The following is a 20,349-nucleotide window of genomic DNA, read 5'->3' as shown; positions in this document are numbered from 1 at the left end:
CAAATGAAGTAATTAAGTATTTTTGCATTATGGTTGCTCACTTGATACGCCGTCCTGAAGTAATTCTATTGCTCTTGCTGTTGCGTCTGCAATCACCCCACCCGCTTGCAATACGCCGCAAATGTAGTTAATGCCGTCAATTACATCTTGGAAGTCTAAATCACAATAAGCCGAGTTAATAAGGCGTGATTTAATCACCGTAGCCGCCGCATCACCTGATATAAAAACTTCTTCTGGAATGGTAAACCGTCTTTGCATTGCACCCGTTGAAATTATTCTTATTGGTCTTGGTGGTTGGTCGATAAAATCGCCGTCCATGTAAAGCTTGTTTATTATTTCAGTGCTGTATTCAGGAATAGAAATTAAACCCTCTTTGCTTATCTCGCTTGTCGACTGTTGAACAGCAACAACAATCCCGTCTTTTATTTGCGCGTAATTAAACATAACTTATAGCTTCCCACGACATTGTAAATAATACGTTTGACGTATCTTCATTAATCACTCTTATGGTTGAACTATCATGCAAATATACATACTGCTTATATTTATCCGTTGCTGATGAGGAAGTCGTAAAAGAGATTATTTTTAATTCTCCTTTTAAACCTAAATCTGCAATTGTTATATCAAAAAACCCCCGCCCTGATACCGTAGCAAGGTACAAACTCCCTCTTTGAATGCTACTTACTGCACCCGCACTTGGTATGCCTGAAATAACCCTTTCAACCTCGCTAGTAATATGCGCTGGTAGTGCATCAACGCCTGCCGCAACCCCTGCAACCGCATTATCAAGCTCTAGCGTTTCACTGTTGGTATTATCATTAACGCTTGTTTTTGTATCGGTTGCCTTTGTGGTTACATGACTTTTAGTTTCCGCTGTTTTATCAGAAACATGAGATTGAATAACGCTCGCTTTAGCATCTGTATTGACATTGATTGCTACTTGCTGGTCATCAAGTAACTTCTTAATATTTACCGCTGAATTTATGAGCGCCACATCTCACCCCCTGCAAGTTCGATTGTCTCACCTGAGTAATTATGAATGACTACCGCTGTAGTGGTTTCCCACTCATAACCCGATGACGCATCTAAGTTGCCATTAATAAAAATTCCTTTTGTTGTGCTAACTTCCAAAGCGCTCGCGCCTATTCTAGCTTTACCCATTACCGCGCTATCGGTCACAATTTGCACTATAACTTTTCTATTTAACTCATTTCTAGCGGGGAATATTTCAACCGTTGCACCGTCTGCGATTGTTATTTTTGATGGATCGATAGGCGCAAATGCATTTGATACATTCATTGCCATTTTACCATCTTCAACCGTTGCCGATGCTGTAACCGCTATTGGTTCAACTATCTTTTGAACAACAACATCATTACTTACCGATACCGAGCCTTTGCCACTGAGCCACGCCTCAATATTTAATGATTCATAAGTGATGCTTATCGGGTCTTGTGATTCATTAACAAAATGCACCATTGGCACGTTCGGTATTTTTAATTGTTTGTTGGTTTCGCCGATAACATCACCGCCGAGCAAGTCCGACTTAATAACAAACTTTGCCGATGATTCAACGATTGAAAGAAACAAACCCGCCGTTGAAATCGGTCTTTCTTCGCCAACTTTTAAAATGAGACTAGGCATTATTTACCCCTTGCCATGTAAGCCATTGTGACAAACCCAAGCGCGACCGCCACCGCCATATACATAACCATTTTTTCAGAAGAAGTCGCAACAATATCTTGCCCCGCTAACGCTGTATTTTTGGCAAGCTCCGCAATGGTTTCTTTATCTTTAGTGTTGTTATCTGAAATAACTCCTAATGCCTTTTCATTAGCGCTAAAATTCGCTTGTGTTGCTTGGTTTAAATTATTTGCAAACGCCTCACTCGAACTTGATAGCTCATTAATAACGTCTGTTGTTGTTTTTCCGATTGTGTCGACTGACAACTCTGCAAAATCGCTTACCTCGTCAATAGCATAAACCGATGTTTCAAACGCTTTTTCTGCTGTTTTTTCTACTGATTCTATCGCTTGCGCTGTAACTTTTCCGTTTACATCAAGCGCACTTTGCGATAATTCGTTTGCCGCTGAATTTTGCTTGGTTGATTCTTCCAGTGCTTTTAGCGCGATTTCTTGCGCCGCATTAATTGCGCCTGAATCGCTCAGTACAATATCACCGCCCGCAAAATTTACATTACTGTCATTAATTGAATTATCGGTATTATTTGAATCTTCAAGATTTGTTGAATAGTCGTAATCTTCATCAATGGCAACTTCGATATTAGTTTCCGTATTGTACGCATCTGTAATACTGTGGTCGGATTCGTCTATCGAGACATTACCCGCGCCTGCAAATTCACCATCATTAACAATATTATTTGTTTGTTGCTGGTTGCTGGTTGATTGATTACTTCTTGAACTGCCACCCATATTAAGCCTACCTTATTAGTAACGGTTAGTTCGAATACGAACCACTGGCGGCGTCTCACTGCCTGATGTACGTTTTTGCTTGTTTCTTTGTCGGCGAACTTGCTTGATTCGTCCTTTTTGCGTTGTTTTAGTTTTCATTAGTACAACCTTAATCTGTACACGTATTCATCACCCCTTAAAAATCGCTTTTTATGCTCAACAAGCTGATAATTCAGCCCTCGCAAGCCTTTTTTTAGCCTTTTTATTTGAGTTGTATGAAAACGTATTGTTTTAAACCCGTTGATTTTTGCGAAATTAATAATCTCTTGCTGTGCTGATAATAGATTTTTACCTACTACCGCCACTATCACTAATTCAGCTCCCTCTGGACGAGTCACAATATATAAGTTTCTTGCATTCGTTGAATACAATTGACTTATGCCGTTAATTATTTCGTTTTTAATAGTGCCTTTTGCAAAAGGTAATGCAGGCTTTAACGCCTGCATTATCTGATTACTTAGCTTTACTTTGAACATAAACAAAAATACCGACTACAGACACCGCCGCGACTACTGCCACCAAATAAACATTCATTCCAGCATTGTAATTAATGCCGCCGAACTGGGCGTCTGCTGAAAAAACAGAATCGCCATTACCCGACTTTGCGTCGCCACCTGAGATTGGCATTTGCCCCGAGTTACTTAATTTTGATAGCGCACCTAAGCCTGGTATCATTTAAGCCACCTTGTAAACTTTCATGTAAAATAAATACATTGCAAGTAGTATAACGGCAATCTTGGCGATGTTGTTAAAACCATCACCCGCCCAAAAGCCACCCGCAAAACTTACACCGATTAAAGGTATCAGTAACAACGGCATTACTTCACCGCCTTTATTACCAACAACAACATAAGAAAGCCAGCAACCGCGCCGCCCACATAGACAAGTTTATTATCAACACCGTTGATTAATTGCGTGCTGGTAATTACTGCATTACCTGTTGTTTGTTTTTCTACAACAATTGTTGAACCATCTGGATTAGTACCTTTTAACGGCTCACTTGCTTTTAATTGCGTAGTGTCAACACCTGTTTCTTTTGTCTTTTGCAGGGTTTCGGCAATTACGCCCTTCCCTGTCTCAAGTACTACGTCCCACGTCTCACCTAGCGACTCGGTAAACCCGTCCCATAAATCATCGAACATATAACCCCCTTGTTAAGCGCTTTGTTCTGCTTTTGGGAAGATTACTTGCTCGTAACCGTCAATATGCGCCTTAATGGAACCTGCCGCGCTTGTTGTCAGTTCAAATTTAAGGTCATTAGTTGGCATACCTGTCGTACCAAAGCCAAGAACTGTAAAATCAACAAGACACATATCTGCCTGCGGCAAGATTCCACCCAATTCTTTTAAATCGTGGTCAAGTTCTGCTCGAGTCCACTCGTTAAGCGTTATTGAGCCGCGCTTAACTTTGATTTTAGAGATTGAAGCCTCGGTTTCATCAAACGCGATAGTTTGAATTTTCTTATGAATTGAACCACTTGGAAAAATCCATTCGATATCGTCCGCGGCGCTCGCATATAAAACCGACTCGTATTTTTTAGGCTCAAAGATTCGCGGCATCATTTGCGCGTTATCTGAAACAGTCGCCGATGCTCGCAACGTTGGCGTAGCTGGGTCTGTTGCACCTTTCGCGCCGAAAAGGATTTTTAACGTTACATCGTCACTAGGCAACGTCACTAACTGAGTCTGAAAAACCCCCGCTTGTGTTCTGTAATGAAATTTCGATAAATCGAATACAAAAATTCCTGTCGTCTGTGCTTTTTGATATGCCTTTGCTAAAAATTCTAAGTATGCGCCTGATGCATACGCCGCATCACTGCCGTTTACATCGATAGTTACTTTTTTAATAGCAACACGTTCAAGTAAGTTAGTTACTAATTTAATGCGGTGATATGTCATTCCCGCTTGTAATTTAATTGTCCATTCGTCGCTATAATTAGAACCTGTCGCGGCGTCTAATTTGATATGAGAAGTAAAAACTCTCGCTAGCGCTTGTGTGATAAGTGACTTATTCAATTTTATTCCCCTTATCCAATGATATCTTCGACTACATCAATATTGTTTGATGCGTAAACAACAACCGCCGAAACTGCCGCCGCAATTAAAGCCGTAATTAGCATGTTTTTTTGATTCGCTTTCATTTTTGTTACCCGCTTTGTGTCTGTTAAATAGAGATTCATTAAAATTCGATTTATAGAAGACAAAATATTTCGCTATCAGGTAAAGCGGCTTTCGGTGCTGGTTTTTTATTTTTCGGTGTGTTGGTTTTTGACTGGCAAGAGTAAAACCCTTACAAAATAAGGGCTTTTCGGTGTGTTTTCGGGCTTGAAATATTTTTACTTGTGATTACTCATTTAAGTAATAAAAACTCATCTAACGCTAGATTATCAACCTTAAACGGCGCTTTTAGACTCACCCTTTTAGCTGATACATTACCAAAACCCGCGCTTTTGATTATGTAGTGCAGGAATTGCGCTTTATATTTTGCGTTCAATTTAGAAACATGATTCAAGCATTCTATCGGTGCATCGGTTGCCTCATTCATGGCTTTTATATCTGCTTTTGTATCAAGCGCGCCGATTATTTTATTAGGTGACATATTCCAAATAGTCTTTGGCACTTCTTGCTTGCGCTGGAACACTGTAACCAATACGCCACCAAAAGCGCGCCCACCTGTAGCTATTTCACCTATTATTGAACTGTCTTTCCCTGTTGTAGAAACAAGTTTCGCTAATTCCTCAATAGCAATATACAACTTTCTTTTTCCATCAAGCGCCGCCCACATCAAGCCGCCAAAAAAGTCTAACTCTTGACGCCTAAACTCTAACATTTCTTTTTGATTTAATGGTTTTTGTGATACTGGATTATAAGCAAGCACAAATTTTTTACCGCTACGCCACGCACTAATAAATGCCTTAGAAAAGGACTTTCTATCGTGAAATGTAAAAACCTCTCGACCGCCTAAACCGTTAAATTTATTAACCTTACCTTTTCGACCGTCAAAGCGATAATTGCCGTATAAATCAAATATAGCGACACAATCACCACAAACCCCCAGCAACTTAACCGCCGCCGTTTTTCCGCCGCCTGTATCTGCGGCGATACATACATGCTCAGCGCTTAACGATTCGTTTATATTTATTGCCATTATGCCGCCTTTTTATCTTCTTCTTTTTCGGTTTCTTTTTGCTTGCTGGCAATTAACGCTTGTTCTTTTTTAAATGCTTTTGCTTGCTGATTACAACCAAATAGCGCACCACCTAACGCCAAACCAAAGGCAAATTCATCTTGATATTTTTTAAGCCAGTCGGGAACATCATCACCTGAGTAATACTTTTTAACTAAAGGAACCGCTTTAAGTGCAATATCTTCTTGTTGCTCGTCACTCATAGAAACGGGCGCTTTAAAAATTGTTGGCAAAAAACTATTAACCGTATTAACACCAAAAGCCGCCAACACCGCCGCATCATCATCTTGCATAACTAATTGATTGCTTGATTCGGTTTCGCTTTCGCCTTGCTCGCTTTCCTCCACCGTTTCGGTTTCGCTTTCGGTGTTACCACCCGACACGAAAGATAAGTTTTTTTCGTATTCGTCTAAGTGGTTATACTGATATTTTTCCTCATTCTCTTTTGCTAGTGTTTCGGTGAATGATTCGGCTTTTTCGCTTTCGGTTTCGTTAACTTCTGGTTTTTGCAATGACAAGGGCGATTCCTGCGATTGCTCCGAAGATTTTAAGGATTCCACCGCTTGATTCACTTGATTCTTGCTCGCTTTTATCTGGTCGTGTCTTTGTGCCGCTGTTGTCATTTTTCATTACCTTTTCAATATTGTTATCTGGTTGCCAGTTTTCGCTGATTTCTGGCGTTACTTCGGTTTTTATTTCGCTTGCTGTTTCGGTGCTAATTGGCTGTAATTCCGCTATTTTTTCGGCTTTTTCGCTTGGCAACTCAACACCGTCAATTATTGCTTGCCATTTAGCTTGTATTAACGCCCCGCTACGCTGGTCTAATCCGCAATTAGGGCAGTGTAAATAGAGTAATTTTTTACCTGTGCGCTTTCGCTTAATACCCGCATTGTTTCCGCAAGCATCACAAGTGCATTCACCCAAGATTGGGTTATCTGTTTTCATCGTTTACCCTCTCGTTTAATCGCTCGATTTCACCAATTAAGCCAACAACAACAATTTGCAATGCATCAAGCGCCTCGTCTGCTAATTGCATTTTTACTGATGGGCGCATTACGCTAGTTTCATTCGCTTGTTTTCGCTTTTCTAATGCTATTTTGAAATGATGTTTTATAACTTTCATTCGTTGACCTCTTTTGTTTGCTTAGGCTGTTTTATAAATATTTTTATCTAGTGACCATTCAACACCATTATCATCTATAAAAATATCTTGTCTTGTTTCTATTGCCTCAAAATTAGAATCGTTTTCCGCCCATTGCCACGTAAGCTTATTCGTTAAAATAATGTGCTCAGGGATTTTCGCGGCTTGACGCATAAATTTAATTGATTCAAAGGTTTGTTTTTTAAGCTGGTTAAACGTTGCTTTATCGTCTGTTATAGCGGTATTCCAAAACCTTTCGCGCATAGCCCAATAAATGAAATTATCTGCTTGCTCTTTGTTTAAGTTGCCTATTGCAAAATCATTAATAAAAGGTAATTCGCTTAATTTTTCATTAATACTTTTTAACGCTTTGTCACCGCCTAACAGTCTATTTTTTAAGTGTTCGATATACGCTTGGCGTTTTTCGCTTGGCGACTTTTTATTGATATTTGACAGCTTTTTAAATTTCGCTTTTTCTTCTGACAATTTCGCATTTACCGCGATTTTATCGGCATAAGCTTTTAATTTTTTACGATGTAATTTTTCCCGTAATTCGCCCAATATGGCAATAAAATTATCCGCGAAAAATTCGCCTATGCACTCCCATTTCGGAGCGCGAGCGCTTGCAGAAACATTGTACCGATTACCTTTGATTTCGCCTTGCTCACCGCTCGAACCTTTCGACAAGTAACCAACCGCTTTTAATAGATAATTACTTGCGGCTTGCGGTGTATGAATTCGCTCAAGCTTGGCGAACCCATGCCCCCAAATACTTTCGAGCCTTTCCGCCCATGCACGAAAATGCTTTTTCTCAACTTTCCATCTCATCATGATATGAACGTGCGGGTTGTCTTCGCCCGCTTTGTTTTTAGGGTTTTCAGCGACCCACATATAATCAAGCGGTGGATAGACTTTTTTTAAGCCGTAAACGGCATCATTTTCCAAGTAATCGCACTCTATATGCTTTCTAAAGTTATAAGGAATACACTCTTCTAAATCTGGTAACGCCTTTATATCGCCGCATGGCAAACGAGGAAAAACCAGTTCAGGACAATACATAGGTAAGGAAAATTTTATTTTTTTTGGTTTGTCGTAATCGATAAACTCGCCGTTATCATCTTGATAAAACCCTACTTCCATGCCCCGCTGGTATATTTTTTGCGCCGCGTCAAAAAATCGAGATACCTCTTTCCCGATGGTTGTTTCTTCTCGCTTTAATTTACCGCGAGCAATATCATCAAACGTTAATGTTAAAAACGTTGTATAACCCGCCCTTGTTGCTGATAAATAAGCGCCCGATTCTAAAATCTGTCTCGTCGCATTTTTTGTTAATTCGTTTGTTTTTCTTTCGCCTGTGGTTATTGGCGGCGCTACTTTTGCACCCAACGCGCCCGACTCAAAACCAAAACGAAACTTATTCGCCCACTCTTGAGCGTAAAGACGAACGCAAACTTTTGAATTTGCGCTAATCGAACCAAGCGGTTTTATATTTTGACTTTTAACGTATTCTCTTTCGCTTATCGTTTTCCTACTCGGTAAGCTTAACGGCTCAGGACAGAAATGCAGTTTCTCGCAATGCTCACGCCATTTCTTGACCTCGTATTGATTAACTTGTGTTTGCACATCAAACACGTGTTTTTTTGCACTAGCGACGTGTTGAAATTCCTTTGTCGGACTTTCGCCCCTCTTGACTAGCCTAAGTCTTTCCTCGTCAATCGCTACGCGATTTTGAGCCGCTACGCGGTGTTTTTTGGTCTGCAAGTCGAATTCTTTGTTTAGCTCGTCAACTGTTTGCAATTGCTTTTTTGTTGGAACTAAAAAAAGCGGCTTTATTAGCCGCTTGCTGTGGTCGATTGCTTTGTTAATTACCATTTTCCAGTAACCTTTAACATTAACAGTCTTTGCTTTGTACTTAATGCGCGTTCTTTTTTGTGTTTATATCGCTCGCGATATATAAAAGCCCACTTAGCTTTTAACATCATTTTAAAAAAAACACCCCCTTGACCTTTTGTTGTCATTAAGTTTTTTATCTTAAGCAATGCAAAAGGAAATTCATCATCCCCCGCTTTATTTTTACGTTGTAAACGCCAAGCTACCGCCCAAATATCTTTTGCCGAGTAGGTTTTTTGCATTTTCATTACACCAGCCCCGCCGCTTTTTTTAACGTGCGCGCTACACCCCTAGCCTCGTCGAAACTATCATTGCAAATCAGACTTCCTACCATTTTGCAGATAACCTCTAACTCATAAAAACCCAGCGATTCACAAAGATTTTCTAACCCCTTTACTTGTCTTTCAATTTCGCACTTATAATCAACCCCTCTAAACTCATGCTCCACCGCTGAATAAAGGTTGCTAACAACATACTTTTTAAGGTTTTCCTCTGTACACTTCATTACACCAGCCCCGCCGCTTTTTTAATCTGACTTGTTACACCGACCATAGCGGCGAGGCTATCCCGCGTTCTTTGTATTGGGTTATTATTTTTAATTTTTGCGCTATTGATTTTGTGGCGCATTTCTGACAAATGCATGTTTGCAATATCAGGTCTGGACTTGTTTTTATTGATGATTTCTTTTGCAAATAGGGTTAATAACTTATCTTGTTCTGCTCGAACCATTATCAACTTGTGCGGATTTTGTTCAGTTTTCATTAATCTACCCTTTGTTATTTTCTTACTTTGGTTTAGAAAATTGTCGGGATTGTTTCGAACCGCACCCGACAACCAAAGGAAGAACTTTAAAATGTTTAAAATGGAGTGCTTTCGAGCCTGATTGAATTGCTTGAACATTGAGCCAACAACAACAAGTAAATCGATATAAGCCGCGAAAGCTTTTTTAGTAAACACTAGAGTAATACAAAAGTAAACTGTTCGGTTACGGGTTGTCTTATCAGTTTACAGGCACTAAACTTAATTTAGCCAACAACAACGAGTAAAACAAAATGACCTTACAAGACCTACTAAACAAGGCTTGCGGCGAGGCAAGCGACACCAAAACATCTATAAAACTTGGAATAACGAGGCAAATGTTCAGCGCATACAGAAACGGGCGCAGATTGCCAAGTGATGAAGTTTTAGAAAAGATTATTGATATTAGCGGCGTTGACCCCGTATTAGCTTACATGGCGGTGTATGCCGAAAGAATTCATAATCCGATAGTATCAAACGCTTTTAGAAATCCAACCCGTTTAACCTCTTAAAACACGCCTTTCATGGCGCGTTAAAACTTCTATTTTATCTGATTGATTTTAATAGAATTGTTGTAAATTAGCTTGATACTAGTAAGTGTGTACAGTATCAAGCTTTTTTATAATTATTTTTTTTATCCATTTATTTTTAAACAAGCCATACTTTTAATACATTGTTTTAATTGGCAAATAATCAAAATAGTAACTTTCTATATTTTAAGTTGAAAAAGTTACTCCGTTATTATTTACAGTAATATTGTAATAATCAGCTATAAATAATTCTTTGATGAAAACTTATGGGTCTAATGCTTGTCCTTATGGCATAATTAACGACACATTATTTGAGAAAAAAATTTAAAATATATTTAATGACTAAAGTAACCCAAGACTTATCCTCTCATACTCCAATGATGCGTCAGTACTTAACAATTAAGGCTGAATTTCCGAATATTCTTGTCTTTTATCGAATGGGGGATTTTTATGAATTATTTTTTGATGATGCTAAAAAGGCTTCTGATTTATTAGATATTTCACTTACAGCTAGAGGAAAGACTGGTGGTAATGCAATTCCAATGGCAGGCGTACCGTATCATGCAGTCGAAAATTATTTAGCTCGCCTAATTCAATTAGGTGAGTCTGTAGCCATTTGTGAACAAATTGGCGATCCTGCAACAAGTAAAGGACCTGTTGAACGAAAGGTCGTTCGTATTGTCACTCCTGGTACGGTTAGTGATGAAGCTTTATTAACGGACAAACAAGACAACTTAATTGTGGCTATCGCTGAAAAACAACAAGGCTTTGGTTTAGCATACTTAGATATGACAAGTGGGCGGTTTGTGTTAACTGAACCTGCTACAACAGAACAATTACAAGCAGAACTACAACGACTATCACCCGCAGAGCTTTTATATCCTGAAACGTTTCAAGATACAACGATGCTCAGTAAATACAAAGGGCTCAGACGTCGACCTGAATGGGAGTTTGATTTAGATACAGCACAGAAATTACTTAATGAACAATTTGGCACGAAAGAATTAACCGGCTTTGGCGTAAACGATAAACATATTGGATTAATGGCCGCGGGTTGTTTGTTACAGTATGTTAAAGATAGTCAACGCTCTGCATTACCTCACATACGTTCTATTTTAGCTGAAACAGCTGCTAAAGGTGTAATTTTAGATGCTGCTACTCGACGTAACTTAGAACTTACTCAAAACTTACAGGGTGGAAGTGAAAACACGCTTGCTTCAATATTAGACACTTCTGCAACACCTATGGGTTCACGATTACTCAAACGATGGTTACATTTTCCACTTAGAGATCTTGATACCTTAAGGACAAGACAAAACTCTATATCAGCCTTAATTACAACAGATACTTATTCCCCTTTACATAGCTTACTTAAACATATGGGGGATATTGAAAGAATCGTCGCTCGTATTGCACTACGCTCAGCACGCCCTCGAGATTTTGCCCGATTACGTAATGCTTTATTGTTATTACCTGAATTACAACAATTATTAACAATGGATGAATTATCTGCACTGAGTCAATTAAAAGCAGATACTGCTCCACTAGGCAATATTGCTACACTTTTGCAAAAAGCTATTGTTGAAAACCCTCCAGTATTAATCCGTGATGGTGGTGTTATTGCTGCTAATTATCACCAAGAATTAGATGTATTACGTGATTTAAGTGAGGGCGCAACTGAATTTTTGGCTCAATTAGAAGAACGAGAAAAGCAAAGAACTGGAATTCAATCGCTTAAAGTTGGTTACAATCGCGTACATGGTTTTTATATAGAAATAAGCCGTAATGCTGCGCAAGAAGTGCCCGACGATTATATTAGACGACAAACACTCAAAAATAACGAACGCTTTATTACTAATGAATTAAAACAGCATGAAGATAAAGTACTTACTGCACAGAGTAAATTTCTTGCATTAGAAAAACGTTTATATGAACAACTGTTTGATTTAATTTTACCTGAACTAGACAAACTTCAAACCCTTGCACAAGCAATTGCTGAAGTTGATGTACTAGCGACATTTGCAGAAAGAGCTGAAACGTTAAACTACGTTATGCCTAATTTACTAGCAGAACCAGGCATAAATATAGAAGCTGGTCGTCATGCGGTCGTTGAACAAATGACACAAGATCCCTTTATTGCCAATCCAGTTGTACTAACAGATCAAAGGAAAATGCTCATAATTACCGGTCCTAATATGGGCGGTAAATCGACTTATATGAGACAAACAGCATTAATTGTATTACTTGCACATATTGGCAGTTTTGTACCAGCAAGCGCTGCTAATATTGGCATGGTTGACCGTATATTTACCCGTATTGGGGCATCGGATGATCTCGCTAGTGGTCGATCAACCTTTATGGTCGAAATGACAGAAACAGCTAATATTTTACATAATGCAACAGAAAAAAGTTTAGTGTTGTTAGATGAAATAGGTCGAGGAACAAGTACTTTCGATGGTTTATCATTAGCTTGGGCATGTGCAGAAATGTTAGCACTAAAAACCAAAGCCTTTACGTTATTTGCTAGCCATTACTTTGAATTAACCCTATTAGCTGAGCAAATTTCAACTTTAGCTAATGTACACTTAGATGCTGTTGAGCATGACGAAAAAATAATTTTTATGCATGCGGTACAAGAAGGCGCGGCTAGTAAAAGCTTTGGATTACAGGTGGCACAACTTGCAGGCGTACCTAAAACGGTAATACAACGAGCAAAACAACGCTTAAGTGAATTAGAAAGTCAACAAAGTGCATCTAATGTTAGTTTACAACCTCAAACTTTTGAGCAGCTAAGCTTAGTAGATGAAAGTCACCCTATTGTTGAAGAGTTAAAAGCGCTTGATGTCGATGATATTAGCCCAAAGCAAGCACTCGATCTGTTATTTAAGCTTAAGAATAAACTTAAATAACTAAAAAACACTTTTAAAAAAACCAGCCTGAATGCTGGTTTTTTTATTATGAAAATGACCGAGTTTAAGCTTGAAATAACGCTTCAATAGATAAATCTTGTTGGCTTAAAATATCACGTAAGCGTTTTAAGGCTTCCACCTGAATTTGACGTACACGCTCTCGAGTTAAACCTATTTCAACACCAACATCTTCAAGAGTAGCCGCTTCATAACCCAATAAACCAAAGCGTCTTGCTAATACTTCACGCTGTTTGGAGTTGAGCTCATTTAACCAATGCACAATATTATTCTTAATATCATTATCTTGCAGCTCATTTTCTGGTCCACCACTCTTTTCATCAGGAATTATATCCAACAACACTTTGTCAGACTCACCTCCAAAAGGTGTATCTACAGACGAAATACGTTCATTTAAACGTAACATTTTAGAAACATCAGCAACGGGTACATTAAGCTCCGCCGCGATATCTTCTGCGGTAGGCTCATGATCGAGTTTTTGAATAAGTTCTCGTGCAGTACGTAAATATATATTAAGTTCTTTAACGACATGTATAGGCAATCTAATAGTGCGGGTTTGATTCATAATGGCACGTTCAATTGTTTGACGTATCCACCATGTAGCATAAGTTGAGAATCTAAAGCCTCGTTCAGGATCAAATTTTTCCACGGCTCGAATAAGCCCTAAATTTCCTTCTTCAATTAAATCTAATAAAGGTAATCCGCGATTATTATAACGACGTGCGATTTTAACAACTAAACGTAAGTTACTTTCGATCATACGTTTACGAGAGGGTTCATCACCTTTTAAAGCAAGGCGTGAAAAGTAGACTTCTTCTTCGGCAGTTAACAGAGGTGAAAAACCGATTTCCCCTAAATACAATTGCGTTGCATCTAGATTTGACGGAGTATCATCCACAATTTTATTAGAATTATTCTCAACGGCAACATTGTCACCTGTACACTCATTTAAATCTTTTTTTATGCTCATGCTATATCTCCCATAAATTTAGCAAAGCCTATACTTAAGTACTAATTAAATATTCACGTTAACTCCATACACCTATCATTAATTATTATCTTCTCGGCAAGTACTTTAATGGATTTACAGATTTTCCACGAAAGCGAACTTCAAAATGAAGCATGACTCTTTTCGCTTCTGTATCACCCATTTTGGCAATGACTTGGCCAGCTTTTACGGTTTGCTGCTCCTTAACTAAAATACTATCGTTGTGCGCATAAGCACTTAAATAATCATCATTGTGTTTAATAATAATTAACCGACCATACCCTCGTAAAACATCTCCAGCATATACTACTTTTCCGTCAGCCGCTGCTTTAATCAAATCGCCTTTGTTACCTGCGATGTCAATTCCTTTATTTCCTTGTTTTTTCGTAGAAAATTTAGAAATCACTCGGCCATTATTTGGCCATTTCCACTGACTAATTTTTTGTGAAAATGTGCCGGTACTCAACGGGGAATTATTGCTTGAATTTTCCCGTCTTGTATTACCACCATACGCCTGCTTTTTAGAAGTCGCAACAGGTTTTTTTACCACTTTTGGTTGACCAATTTGAGGCGTTTCTGTAGAGGTATTACTATTACTAGTGTTGCGAGCATTTTTATCTAAAAATAATTTTTGTTTTGGATAAATGCGATAAGGGGGGGGGATGTTATTAAGTTGAGCTAATTCACGTACATCTAAATCAGCCCTCCACGCTATTGAGTATAACGTTTCACCTTTTTTAACAATATACTCGGTTGTGGTAATGCTACTTTTTACCCGTTTGTGTAACGGTACATGTGCCTTTACATCAACTACAGGAGCAGGCGATTGTCTGCTAGAACACCCAACTAATAATAAAACAATGATGACAGTTATTGTACAGCTACGTGTAAAGTTAAACAAAATAACGTATTAAATCCTATTTGAAAGTTTCTATCTCATCACAAAATAAGCAATAATAATTAATATCACTACTAACCAGCCTAAAACGTCAACCCATTGTCGAATTTTTTGTTCCATGGTTTCACCACCATAATAAATGACCCCCGCAACCAAGAAAAAGCGTAAACCACGCCCTATTGCAGAAGCCAGTAAAAATGGTAAAAAAAGCATCTGTAAAAAGCCAGCACTTACCGTAAATAATTTATAAGGTATTGGCGAAAATCCCGCAAGAAATACCACCCAAACTCCCCAGTGTTCAAACCAAGCAATGGCTGTATTAAAGCGTTCTTGATAACCAAATTCAGTAATGAGTGGTTGGATCCAAGGTTCAAACATTAAGAAGCCAAGATAATATCCAACAACACCACCAATCACTGATGATATTGTTGTTAAGCTCGCATAAAACCATGCTTTTTTTCTGTTGGCTAGTACCATAGGCGCTAATAAAACATCAGGAGGAATAGGGAAAAAAACTGACTCTGCAAATGTTAGTATTGCCAACATAACAGGTGCTAGCTTATGTTTAGCCCATTTTATTGTCCAATCATAAAGTGGCGTGAATATTTTCAAAGTAAGTCGCCCTGCACTAATGGAACAAACTTAACGGCTTCTATTTGCTGTTCATTAAACTCATTGCCATTGCGAGTAATAATTTTCAAAATTTGTGTTTTTTCGCCAACAGGTATCACTAACCTACCACCTTCAGTTAGTTGTTCAAGTAAAGCTTGAGGTACTGTTGTCGGGGCAGCCGTTACAATAATCGCTTGAAATGGTCCTTTACTTTTCCAGCCTTGCCAGCCATCACCATGTTTCATCGAAATATTATGAAAATCAATTGACCTAAGCTTACGCATGGCCTGCCATTGTAATGACTTAATCCGCTCAACTGAAAATACTTTAGGTGTCAGTTGAGCTAATATAGATGTTTGATAACCAGATCCTGTACCTATTTCTAAGATACTTTCAGGTGTACCGCCAGCAATTAATAATTCTGACATTTTTGCCACAATATAAGGTTGGGAAATAGTTTGTCCCTGTCCTATTGGTAATGCTGTATTGTCGTAGGCTTTATGTGCTAATATTTCAGGAACAAATATGTGTCTAGGACTTCTCGCAATAGCTTGTAAAACTTGAGGATTTACAATACCTTCAGCTTGTAATTTTTGTGCTAAAAGCTCACCGCTTCTATTTGTTTTGGCGCCAATACTACTTATTGATCTGGCATTCATTTTACAATACTCATAATGTTAATTGATTTATCCACTGCGACATGGAGTCTATACTTTTATATGCTGTCATATCAACGGTTAAAGGGGTTACTGACGCATATCCTTGATTAATGGCATGAAAGTCTGTTCCTTCACCAGCATCAAGCTCTTTCCCTAAAGAACCGTACCAAAATATATCTCGATTCCAAGGGTCTTGCATGCGTTTCATTGTTTCGGCTTTATGTCTATGTCCCAAACGTGTAACTTTAATGCCCTTTAATTCAGATAAAGGAATATCTGGCACATTAATATTAATTATTTGATCTGCCGGTAAAGGATGTTTAACTAAATGCTTAATAAAGCTTGCAGTAACACAAGCTGCTGTTTCATAGTGCTGTTCATCTTTTCCAGCAAGTGAAACCGCTACAGCAGGCATTCCCATATGACGCCCTTCGGTAGCAGCCGCCACGGTACCAGAATATAACGTGTCATCTCCCAAATTAGCACCTTTATTAATACCTGCTACTACCAAATCAGGTAACGGCTTAACAAGCTGACTTATCCCTAGGTGTACCGCATCAGTCGGAGTACCATTAACAGAGTAAAAACCATTTTCAAGTATTTCAGCACGTAAAGGATTTAACAAAGTAAGTGAGTTACTTGCGCCACTGCAATTTCTATCAGGTGCAACAACGGTAACATTAGAAAATTGACTTAACGCCTGATAAAGTACTTTGATACCTAAAGCATTTACACCGTCATCATTACTTAATAATATATTCATCGCTTATTCCCTATGGCTATCCGCATGTTCTCGCTCCGTTAAGTCATTATAAATAAGTAATTCTCGTAATATGGTGGTGGCAAAACAGCCTGCTGGTAAGAAAAATTTCAATAAGATTTTACTATATTTATCATCCGTTTCTGAACTTTGTTTATCGACAATTATTTCAGCATTACTTAATGAAAGTCTGATACGTCGACGCTCTTGCTTTAAACCAAACTTAATCAATCCGTGACAAATTTCAGGGTGTTTTTCAACTAAAGCATATTCCCCAGCGGCTATTCTCCCAGTAGTTTTTAGCTCTCCAGAGCCCCATAAACAAGCAGTTAAATCGATATCTTTTTCATTAAAACGCTGTTGAATACTTTCATCAACTTCATCTAAATGAAAAATCGATTGTGTGCCAGCTAACATCATCACATCACCAACACTTAGCGTTTCAAAATGATTATTTTTAACACGTTCACTTACTAATTCATTAAACAGATAAGAGCGAGCGGCAGAAAGATAAATACTACGTTTTTTACGATCTTTGACCTTTACACCAGTAAACATAGCTTTAGCTCTGTCAATATTCCCTCCATTAATTCCGAAACGTTGCTCACCATAATAATTGGGTACACCATGACTAACTACGGCATACCATCGGCGAACTAATTCATCAGCATTACGCACCGAACGCAGAGTAATCTCAAATTGATTACCGGTTAAAGCACCAATACGGAGCTTTTTATCATGTCGTTTGTATGTGAGTACTTCTACACCATCAATTGTTAATTGAGATAAATCATCAGTTGCTTTTCCAGGTATATGAACGCCAAACCATTGCTCCGTCACTGCAAAACGATCTTTTAAGCCAGCATAAGTGACCATAGCCTCTTTAACACCAAAGTATTTGGCTAGTTGACGAGCAACAAACACAGTGTTGACTCCTGTTTTACGGATTTTAATAAGTAAATGTTCACCCGTTCCACTTGGCGTAAAAGATAATTGTTCTAAGACAACAAAGTCTTCCATTTTGGTACGTAAATCACCTGTTGAAGTTGGTTCTCCATAAAGGTAAGCAAGGTTCATAGTCACTTAATTATTCTCATTGGAATTATGCGAATTTAAACAATTATCCTGTTTAACAAGTAGAACAACACTATGAACAGCAATCCCCTCTTTTCTTCCTGTATACCCAAGCTTCTCTGTAGTCGTAGCTTTAACATTAACTTGGCTAATATCACATTGTAAATCAGCACAAAGATTCTGACGCATAACTAGTATATGTGGCGCTATTTTAGGTGCTTGTGCGACTATAGTGATGTCGGCATTGCCTAAAATGTAATCGTGTTCTTGCATTAATCGGACAACATGTCTAAGTAAGATTCTACTGGAAATATTTTCATAGTGAGAATCTGTATCAGGAAAATGATTTCCAATATCTCCCAAAGCTAATGCCCCTAATATGGCATCGCATAATGCATGAATAGCAACATCGCCATCAGAATGTGCAATAAAGCCTTGAGGATAAGGGATAGGCACTCCAGCTAAGACAATTGGGCCTTCGCCACCAAACTTATGCACATCAAAGCCATGACCTATTCTCACACTATTTCCTTAAATTTTTGTTGCTGTTGTTTTGACAGAATATATTCAGCTAATTGTAAATCGTCAGGTCGGGTAATTTTTAAATTATCACTACTGCCTTCAACTAATAAACTTTCAACTCCAATATGCTCTATTGCTGATGCTTCATCGGTAATTATCGCATTTTTAGTTAACGCTGTTTCAATTGCAAATAATAATTTTTCTGTCGGATACATTTGCGGTGTTAACGCGTGCCATAATTGATCACGGTCAACAGTTTCAAGCACTAAATTTTGATCAGATAGGCGAGTTGATCGCTTAATAGTATCTCGAATTGGAGTTGCTAAAAGACCACCTGTATTGGCTATTTGGCATTGCTCAATTAAAGCAGAAATATCATGATGACTCACACAAGGTCTCGCTGCATCATGGACAAGCACCCAAGGATATTCTTCTTTATTGATAGACTTTAATCCTGCAAGTACAGAATCAACGCGTTCTTTTCCACCTACAACGGTATTAACATTATCTAACTTTGCCAGATCAGTTGTAGCAAAAAAGTCATCATCTGGGCTGATCACTATTATAACTTTAACGATATTAGGGTGAGACAATAAACGATGAACAGTATGCTCTAAAATTGTTTGGTTTTTTATCATTAAATATTGTTTTGGCTGTTGCATTTTCATACGCTTACCTATTCCAGCCGCAGGAACAATCACCACTAAATGACTAGTATCGTAATTAGTCACTTGTTCAGTTTGTTTAGTCACACATTACCGCTCTTGCTTGTTAGGGATAATTCTAAAAAAGGTTTCCCCTTCTTTTATCATGCCTAGCTCATTACGTGCGCGCTCTTCAATAGCATCTAAGCCTGATTTTAAATCATCAGTATCAGCATAAAGTAGTTTATTGCGCTGCTTGAGTTTTTCATTATCCAGCATCTGTCGAGTCACTTCATTTTCTAATGCTAAATAATCAGGTACGCTGTTTTTACCAAACCAAAGTCGGTATTGTAATAAAACAAAAAAGACTAGCAAAATACTAGTGAGCATGCGCATTTGAAATAAACAAGCCAAATAGATAAGTATCAGCTTATTATATGAATGTCAGCGTCGCTGTAAACACTTGAGCTTAATTAATACTAATTAAATTTCTTAAAGGCGATTGGCTGTTTAAAGTTACGCCAGTTTATCGCACAAGACAGTAGCATTTCTCGTAAGGTAGGGATTACTGGATTAATCTTATGGCTATTAAGCCAAGCATGACCTGCGCAAGCAGCTGTCATTACACGTTTATTAGGTTTTAATAATCGAACCTCATCACTCTCATAATGGCTAGATGTTAAATCAAACCAGCCATGTAAGTTAGTGCGAAAACGTTGCTTTTCATTATCTATTCGATCTATAGAGTCTAAAACAATATGAGTAGATGTGGCTACAGGTACAACTAACCCTGGTAATAGAGTAAGTGATAAGTACCATTCATTTACCTCATGAATATCCTGCCCTGAAACTGGAAAATTACTGGCTTGTTTGGCAGACCAAGTGGCGTTTTGCACATCTAATTCAAGCGGTGATGATGCTTGTGTCATTAAGAAAGCGGTGCGCTTAACATAATAAGGTAGACTTTTTATTCGCTCCTGCAACTGAATTACACTAACAGTATTAATATCTAAACTCGTTAATAACTTTAATTCTCGTTCATATAAGGCGCAGCAAAGCTCAGCTAATTCAGGTAGCTGCTCTTGTTCTTGCCAAAATGAAACTTGCTCGGTCATTGAATAGTGAATACTTTTTAAATGGTTATCGCCTAAGCTTTAAGCATACTTTATTGTTATCAAAAGATAAATATTAGGACCTATGTAAATTATAGATACAAAAAAGCCACGTTAAACGTGGCTTTATTAAATTA

Annotated in this window: 30 protein-coding genes; 2 read left to right on the top strand and 28 right to left on the bottom strand. The window is 38.2% G+C overall.

Annotated elements, in window-relative coordinates; translation table 11 throughout:
* Positions 1 to 27: 27 nt before the first annotated feature.
* The 18 genes from IE155_RS08205 to IE155_RS08125 form a co-directional block, all read right to left on the bottom strand.
* On the bottom strand, positions 28 to 444 hold the full coding sequence (locus tag IE155_RS08205; protein ID WP_189377758.1) for a hypothetical protein: 417 nt from the start codon (positions 442 to 444) through the stop codon (positions 28 to 30).
* On the bottom strand, positions 437 to 994 hold the full coding sequence (locus tag IE155_RS08200) for a ribosome maturation factor RimM (RefSeq protein WP_189377757.1): 558 nt from the start codon (positions 992 to 994) through the stop codon (positions 437 to 439). Before IE155_RS08200 ends, IE155_RS08205 begins: the two co-directional genes overlap by 8 nt.
* Complete coding sequence (locus tag IE155_RS08195) at positions 982 to 1,644, bottom strand: hypothetical protein (protein WP_189377756.1); 663 nt, start codon at positions 1,642 to 1,644, stop codon at positions 982 to 984. Before IE155_RS08195 ends, IE155_RS08200 begins: the two co-directional genes overlap by 13 nt.
* Complete coding sequence (locus tag IE155_RS08190) at positions 1,644 to 2,432, bottom strand: hypothetical protein (protein ID WP_189377755.1); 789 nt, start codon at positions 2,430 to 2,432, stop codon at positions 1,644 to 1,646. Before IE155_RS08190 ends, IE155_RS08195 begins: the two co-directional genes overlap by 1 nt.
* Before the next feature lie 15 nt (positions 2,433 to 2,447).
* On the bottom strand, positions 2,448 to 2,570 hold the full coding sequence (locus IE155_RS18065) for a hypothetical protein (protein WP_268245246.1): 123 nt from the start codon (positions 2,568 to 2,570) through the stop codon (positions 2,448 to 2,450).
* Complete coding sequence (locus tag IE155_RS08185) at positions 2,570 to 2,917, bottom strand: hypothetical protein (protein ID WP_189377754.1); 348 nt, start codon at positions 2,915 to 2,917, stop codon at positions 2,570 to 2,572. The genes IE155_RS18065 and IE155_RS08185 overlap by 1 nt, the downstream gene beginning before the upstream one ends.
* 7 nt (positions 2,918 to 2,924) lie before the next feature.
* Positions 2,925 to 3,146 (bottom strand): hypothetical protein, encoded by a 222-nt coding sequence (locus IE155_RS08180; RefSeq protein ID WP_189377753.1) that lies wholly within the window; start codon positions 3,144 to 3,146, stop codon positions 2,925 to 2,927.
* The gene (locus IE155_RS08175) at positions 3,147 to 3,290 is read right to left on the bottom strand and encodes a hypothetical protein (protein WP_189377752.1); all 144 of its coding nucleotides are present in this window, start codon (positions 3,288 to 3,290) and stop codon (positions 3,147 to 3,149) included. It lies immediately after the preceding gene.
* Positions 3,290 to 3,613: a hypothetical protein gene (locus IE155_RS08170; protein ID WP_189377751.1), complete on the bottom strand. Its 324-nt coding sequence runs from the start codon at positions 3,611 to 3,613 to the stop codon at positions 3,290 to 3,292. The genes IE155_RS08175 and IE155_RS08170 overlap by 1 nt, the downstream gene beginning before the upstream one ends.
* A gap of 12 nt (positions 3,614 to 3,625) precedes the next feature.
* Positions 3,626 to 4,486, bottom strand: a complete 861-nt coding sequence (locus IE155_RS08165; protein ID WP_189377750.1) for a major capsid protein P2 — start codon at positions 4,484 to 4,486, stop codon at positions 3,626 to 3,628.
* A gap of 334 nt (positions 4,487 to 4,820) precedes the next feature.
* Entirely contained in the window at positions 4,821 to 5,618 is a 798-nt protein-coding gene (locus IE155_RS08160) for a hypothetical protein (protein WP_189377749.1), read from the bottom strand.
* Positions 5,618 to 6,175 carry a hypothetical protein gene (locus IE155_RS08155; protein ID WP_189377748.1) on the bottom strand — a complete coding sequence of 186 codons (558 nt, stop codon included), beginning with the start codon at positions 6,173 to 6,175 and terminating at the stop codon, positions 5,618 to 5,620. Before IE155_RS08155 ends, IE155_RS08160 begins: the two co-directional genes overlap by 1 nt.
* Positions 6,150 to 6,602 (bottom strand): hypothetical protein, encoded by a 453-nt coding sequence (locus IE155_RS08150; protein ID WP_189377747.1) that lies wholly within the window; start codon positions 6,600 to 6,602, stop codon positions 6,150 to 6,152. Before IE155_RS08150 ends, IE155_RS08155 begins: the two co-directional genes overlap by 26 nt.
* Positions 6,589 to 6,780, bottom strand: coding sequence for a hypothetical protein (locus IE155_RS08145; RefSeq protein WP_189377746.1), 192 nt, complete (start codon positions 6,778 to 6,780; stop codon positions 6,589 to 6,591). Before IE155_RS08145 ends, IE155_RS08150 begins: the two co-directional genes overlap by 14 nt.
* A 21-nt stretch (positions 6,781 to 6,801) precedes the next feature.
* Positions 6,802 to 8,670, bottom strand: coding sequence for a rolling circle replication-associated protein (locus IE155_RS08140; protein ID WP_189377745.1), 1,869 nt, complete (start codon positions 8,668 to 8,670; stop codon positions 6,802 to 6,804).
* Entirely contained in the window at positions 8,664 to 8,936 is a 273-nt protein-coding gene (locus IE155_RS08135; RefSeq protein WP_189377744.1) for a hypothetical protein, read from the bottom strand. The genes IE155_RS08140 and IE155_RS08135 overlap by 7 nt, the downstream gene beginning before the upstream one ends.
* On the bottom strand, positions 8,936 to 9,193 hold the full coding sequence (locus tag IE155_RS08130; protein ID WP_189377743.1) for a hypothetical protein: 258 nt from the start codon (positions 9,191 to 9,193) through the stop codon (positions 8,936 to 8,938). Before IE155_RS08130 ends, IE155_RS08135 begins: the two co-directional genes overlap by 1 nt.
* On the bottom strand, positions 9,193 to 9,450 hold the full coding sequence (locus IE155_RS08125) for a hypothetical protein (RefSeq protein WP_189377742.1): 258 nt from the start codon (positions 9,448 to 9,450) through the stop codon (positions 9,193 to 9,195). The genes IE155_RS08130 and IE155_RS08125 overlap by 1 nt, the downstream gene beginning before the upstream one ends.
* A 374-nt stretch (positions 9,451 to 9,824) precedes the next feature.
* On the opposite strand from IE155_RS08125, the gene IE155_RS08120 reads away from it, so the two are divergent.
* Complete coding sequence (locus IE155_RS08120) at positions 9,825 to 9,998, top strand: hypothetical protein (protein ID WP_189377741.1); 174 nt, start codon at positions 9,825 to 9,827, stop codon at positions 9,996 to 9,998.
* Between the two features lie 356 nt (positions 9,999 to 10,354).
* A complete protein-coding gene (gene mutS / locus IE155_RS08115) occupies positions 10,355 to 12,925 on the top strand; it encodes a DNA mismatch repair protein MutS (protein WP_189377740.1) in 2,571 nt (856 codons plus the stop codon).
* A gap of 64 nt (positions 12,926 to 12,989) precedes the next feature.
* Here mutS and rpoS read toward each other — a convergent pair whose 3' ends face one another.
* The 10 genes from rpoS to IE155_RS08065 form a co-directional block, all read right to left on the bottom strand.
* Positions 12,990 to 13,913: an RNA polymerase sigma factor RpoS gene (gene rpoS, locus IE155_RS08110; protein WP_189377739.1), complete on the bottom strand. Its 924-nt coding sequence runs from the start codon at positions 13,911 to 13,913 to the stop codon at positions 12,990 to 12,992.
* Positions 13,914 to 13,998: 85 nt separating this feature from the next.
* Positions 13,999 to 14,832 carry a peptidoglycan DD-metalloendopeptidase family protein gene (locus IE155_RS08105; RefSeq protein ID WP_229817151.1) on the bottom strand — a complete coding sequence of 278 codons (834 nt, stop codon included), beginning with the start codon at positions 14,830 to 14,832 and terminating at the stop codon, positions 13,999 to 14,001.
* A 30-nt stretch (positions 14,833 to 14,862) separates the two neighbouring features.
* Complete coding sequence (locus tag IE155_RS08100; protein ID WP_189377738.1) at positions 14,863 to 15,441, bottom strand: YqaA family protein; 579 nt, start codon at positions 15,439 to 15,441, stop codon at positions 14,863 to 14,865.
* Positions 15,438 to 16,100, bottom strand: a complete 663-nt coding sequence (locus tag IE155_RS08095; protein ID WP_189377737.1) for a protein-L-isoaspartate(D-aspartate) O-methyltransferase — start codon at positions 16,098 to 16,100, stop codon at positions 15,438 to 15,440. Before IE155_RS08095 ends, IE155_RS08100 begins: the two co-directional genes overlap by 4 nt.
* A 10-nt stretch (positions 16,101 to 16,110) precedes the next feature.
* Positions 16,111 to 16,863 (bottom strand): 5'/3'-nucleotidase SurE, encoded by a 753-nt coding sequence (surE, locus tag IE155_RS08090; protein ID WP_189377736.1) that lies wholly within the window; start codon positions 16,861 to 16,863, stop codon positions 16,111 to 16,113.
* A 3-nt stretch (positions 16,864 to 16,866) separates the two neighbouring features.
* A complete protein-coding gene (gene truD / locus IE155_RS08085; RefSeq protein ID WP_189377831.1) occupies positions 16,867 to 17,937 on the bottom strand; it encodes a tRNA pseudouridine(13) synthase TruD in 1,071 nt (356 codons plus the stop codon).
* Between the two features lie 6 nt (positions 17,938 to 17,943).
* Positions 17,944 to 18,456, bottom strand: coding sequence for a 2-C-methyl-D-erythritol 2,4-cyclodiphosphate synthase (ispF, locus tag IE155_RS08080; protein ID WP_189377735.1), 513 nt, complete (start codon positions 18,454 to 18,456; stop codon positions 17,944 to 17,946).
* Complete coding sequence (ispD, locus tag IE155_RS08075) at positions 18,453 to 19,208, bottom strand: 2-C-methyl-D-erythritol 4-phosphate cytidylyltransferase (RefSeq protein ID WP_268245245.1); 756 nt, start codon at positions 19,206 to 19,208, stop codon at positions 18,453 to 18,455. The genes ispF and ispD overlap by 4 nt, the downstream gene beginning before the upstream one ends.
* 3 nt (positions 19,209 to 19,211) lie before the next feature.
* On the bottom strand, positions 19,212 to 19,496 hold the full coding sequence (gene ftsB, locus IE155_RS08070) for a cell division protein FtsB (protein ID WP_189377734.1): 285 nt from the start codon (positions 19,494 to 19,496) through the stop codon (positions 19,212 to 19,214).
* 83 nt (positions 19,497 to 19,579) lie between these two features.
* Entirely contained in the window at positions 19,580 to 20,215 is a 636-nt protein-coding gene (locus tag IE155_RS08065) for a hypothetical protein (protein WP_189377733.1), read from the bottom strand.
* Between the last annotated feature and the right edge of the window lie 134 nt (positions 20,216 to 20,349).

Origin of the sequence: Thalassotalea profundi (assembly GCF_014653195.1) — a bacterium.
Taxonomy (GTDB): Bacteria; Pseudomonadota; Gammaproteobacteria; order Enterobacterales; family Alteromonadaceae; genus Thalassotalea_B; species Thalassotalea_B profundi.
This window is presented reverse-complemented; position numbering and strand designations above follow the sequence as displayed.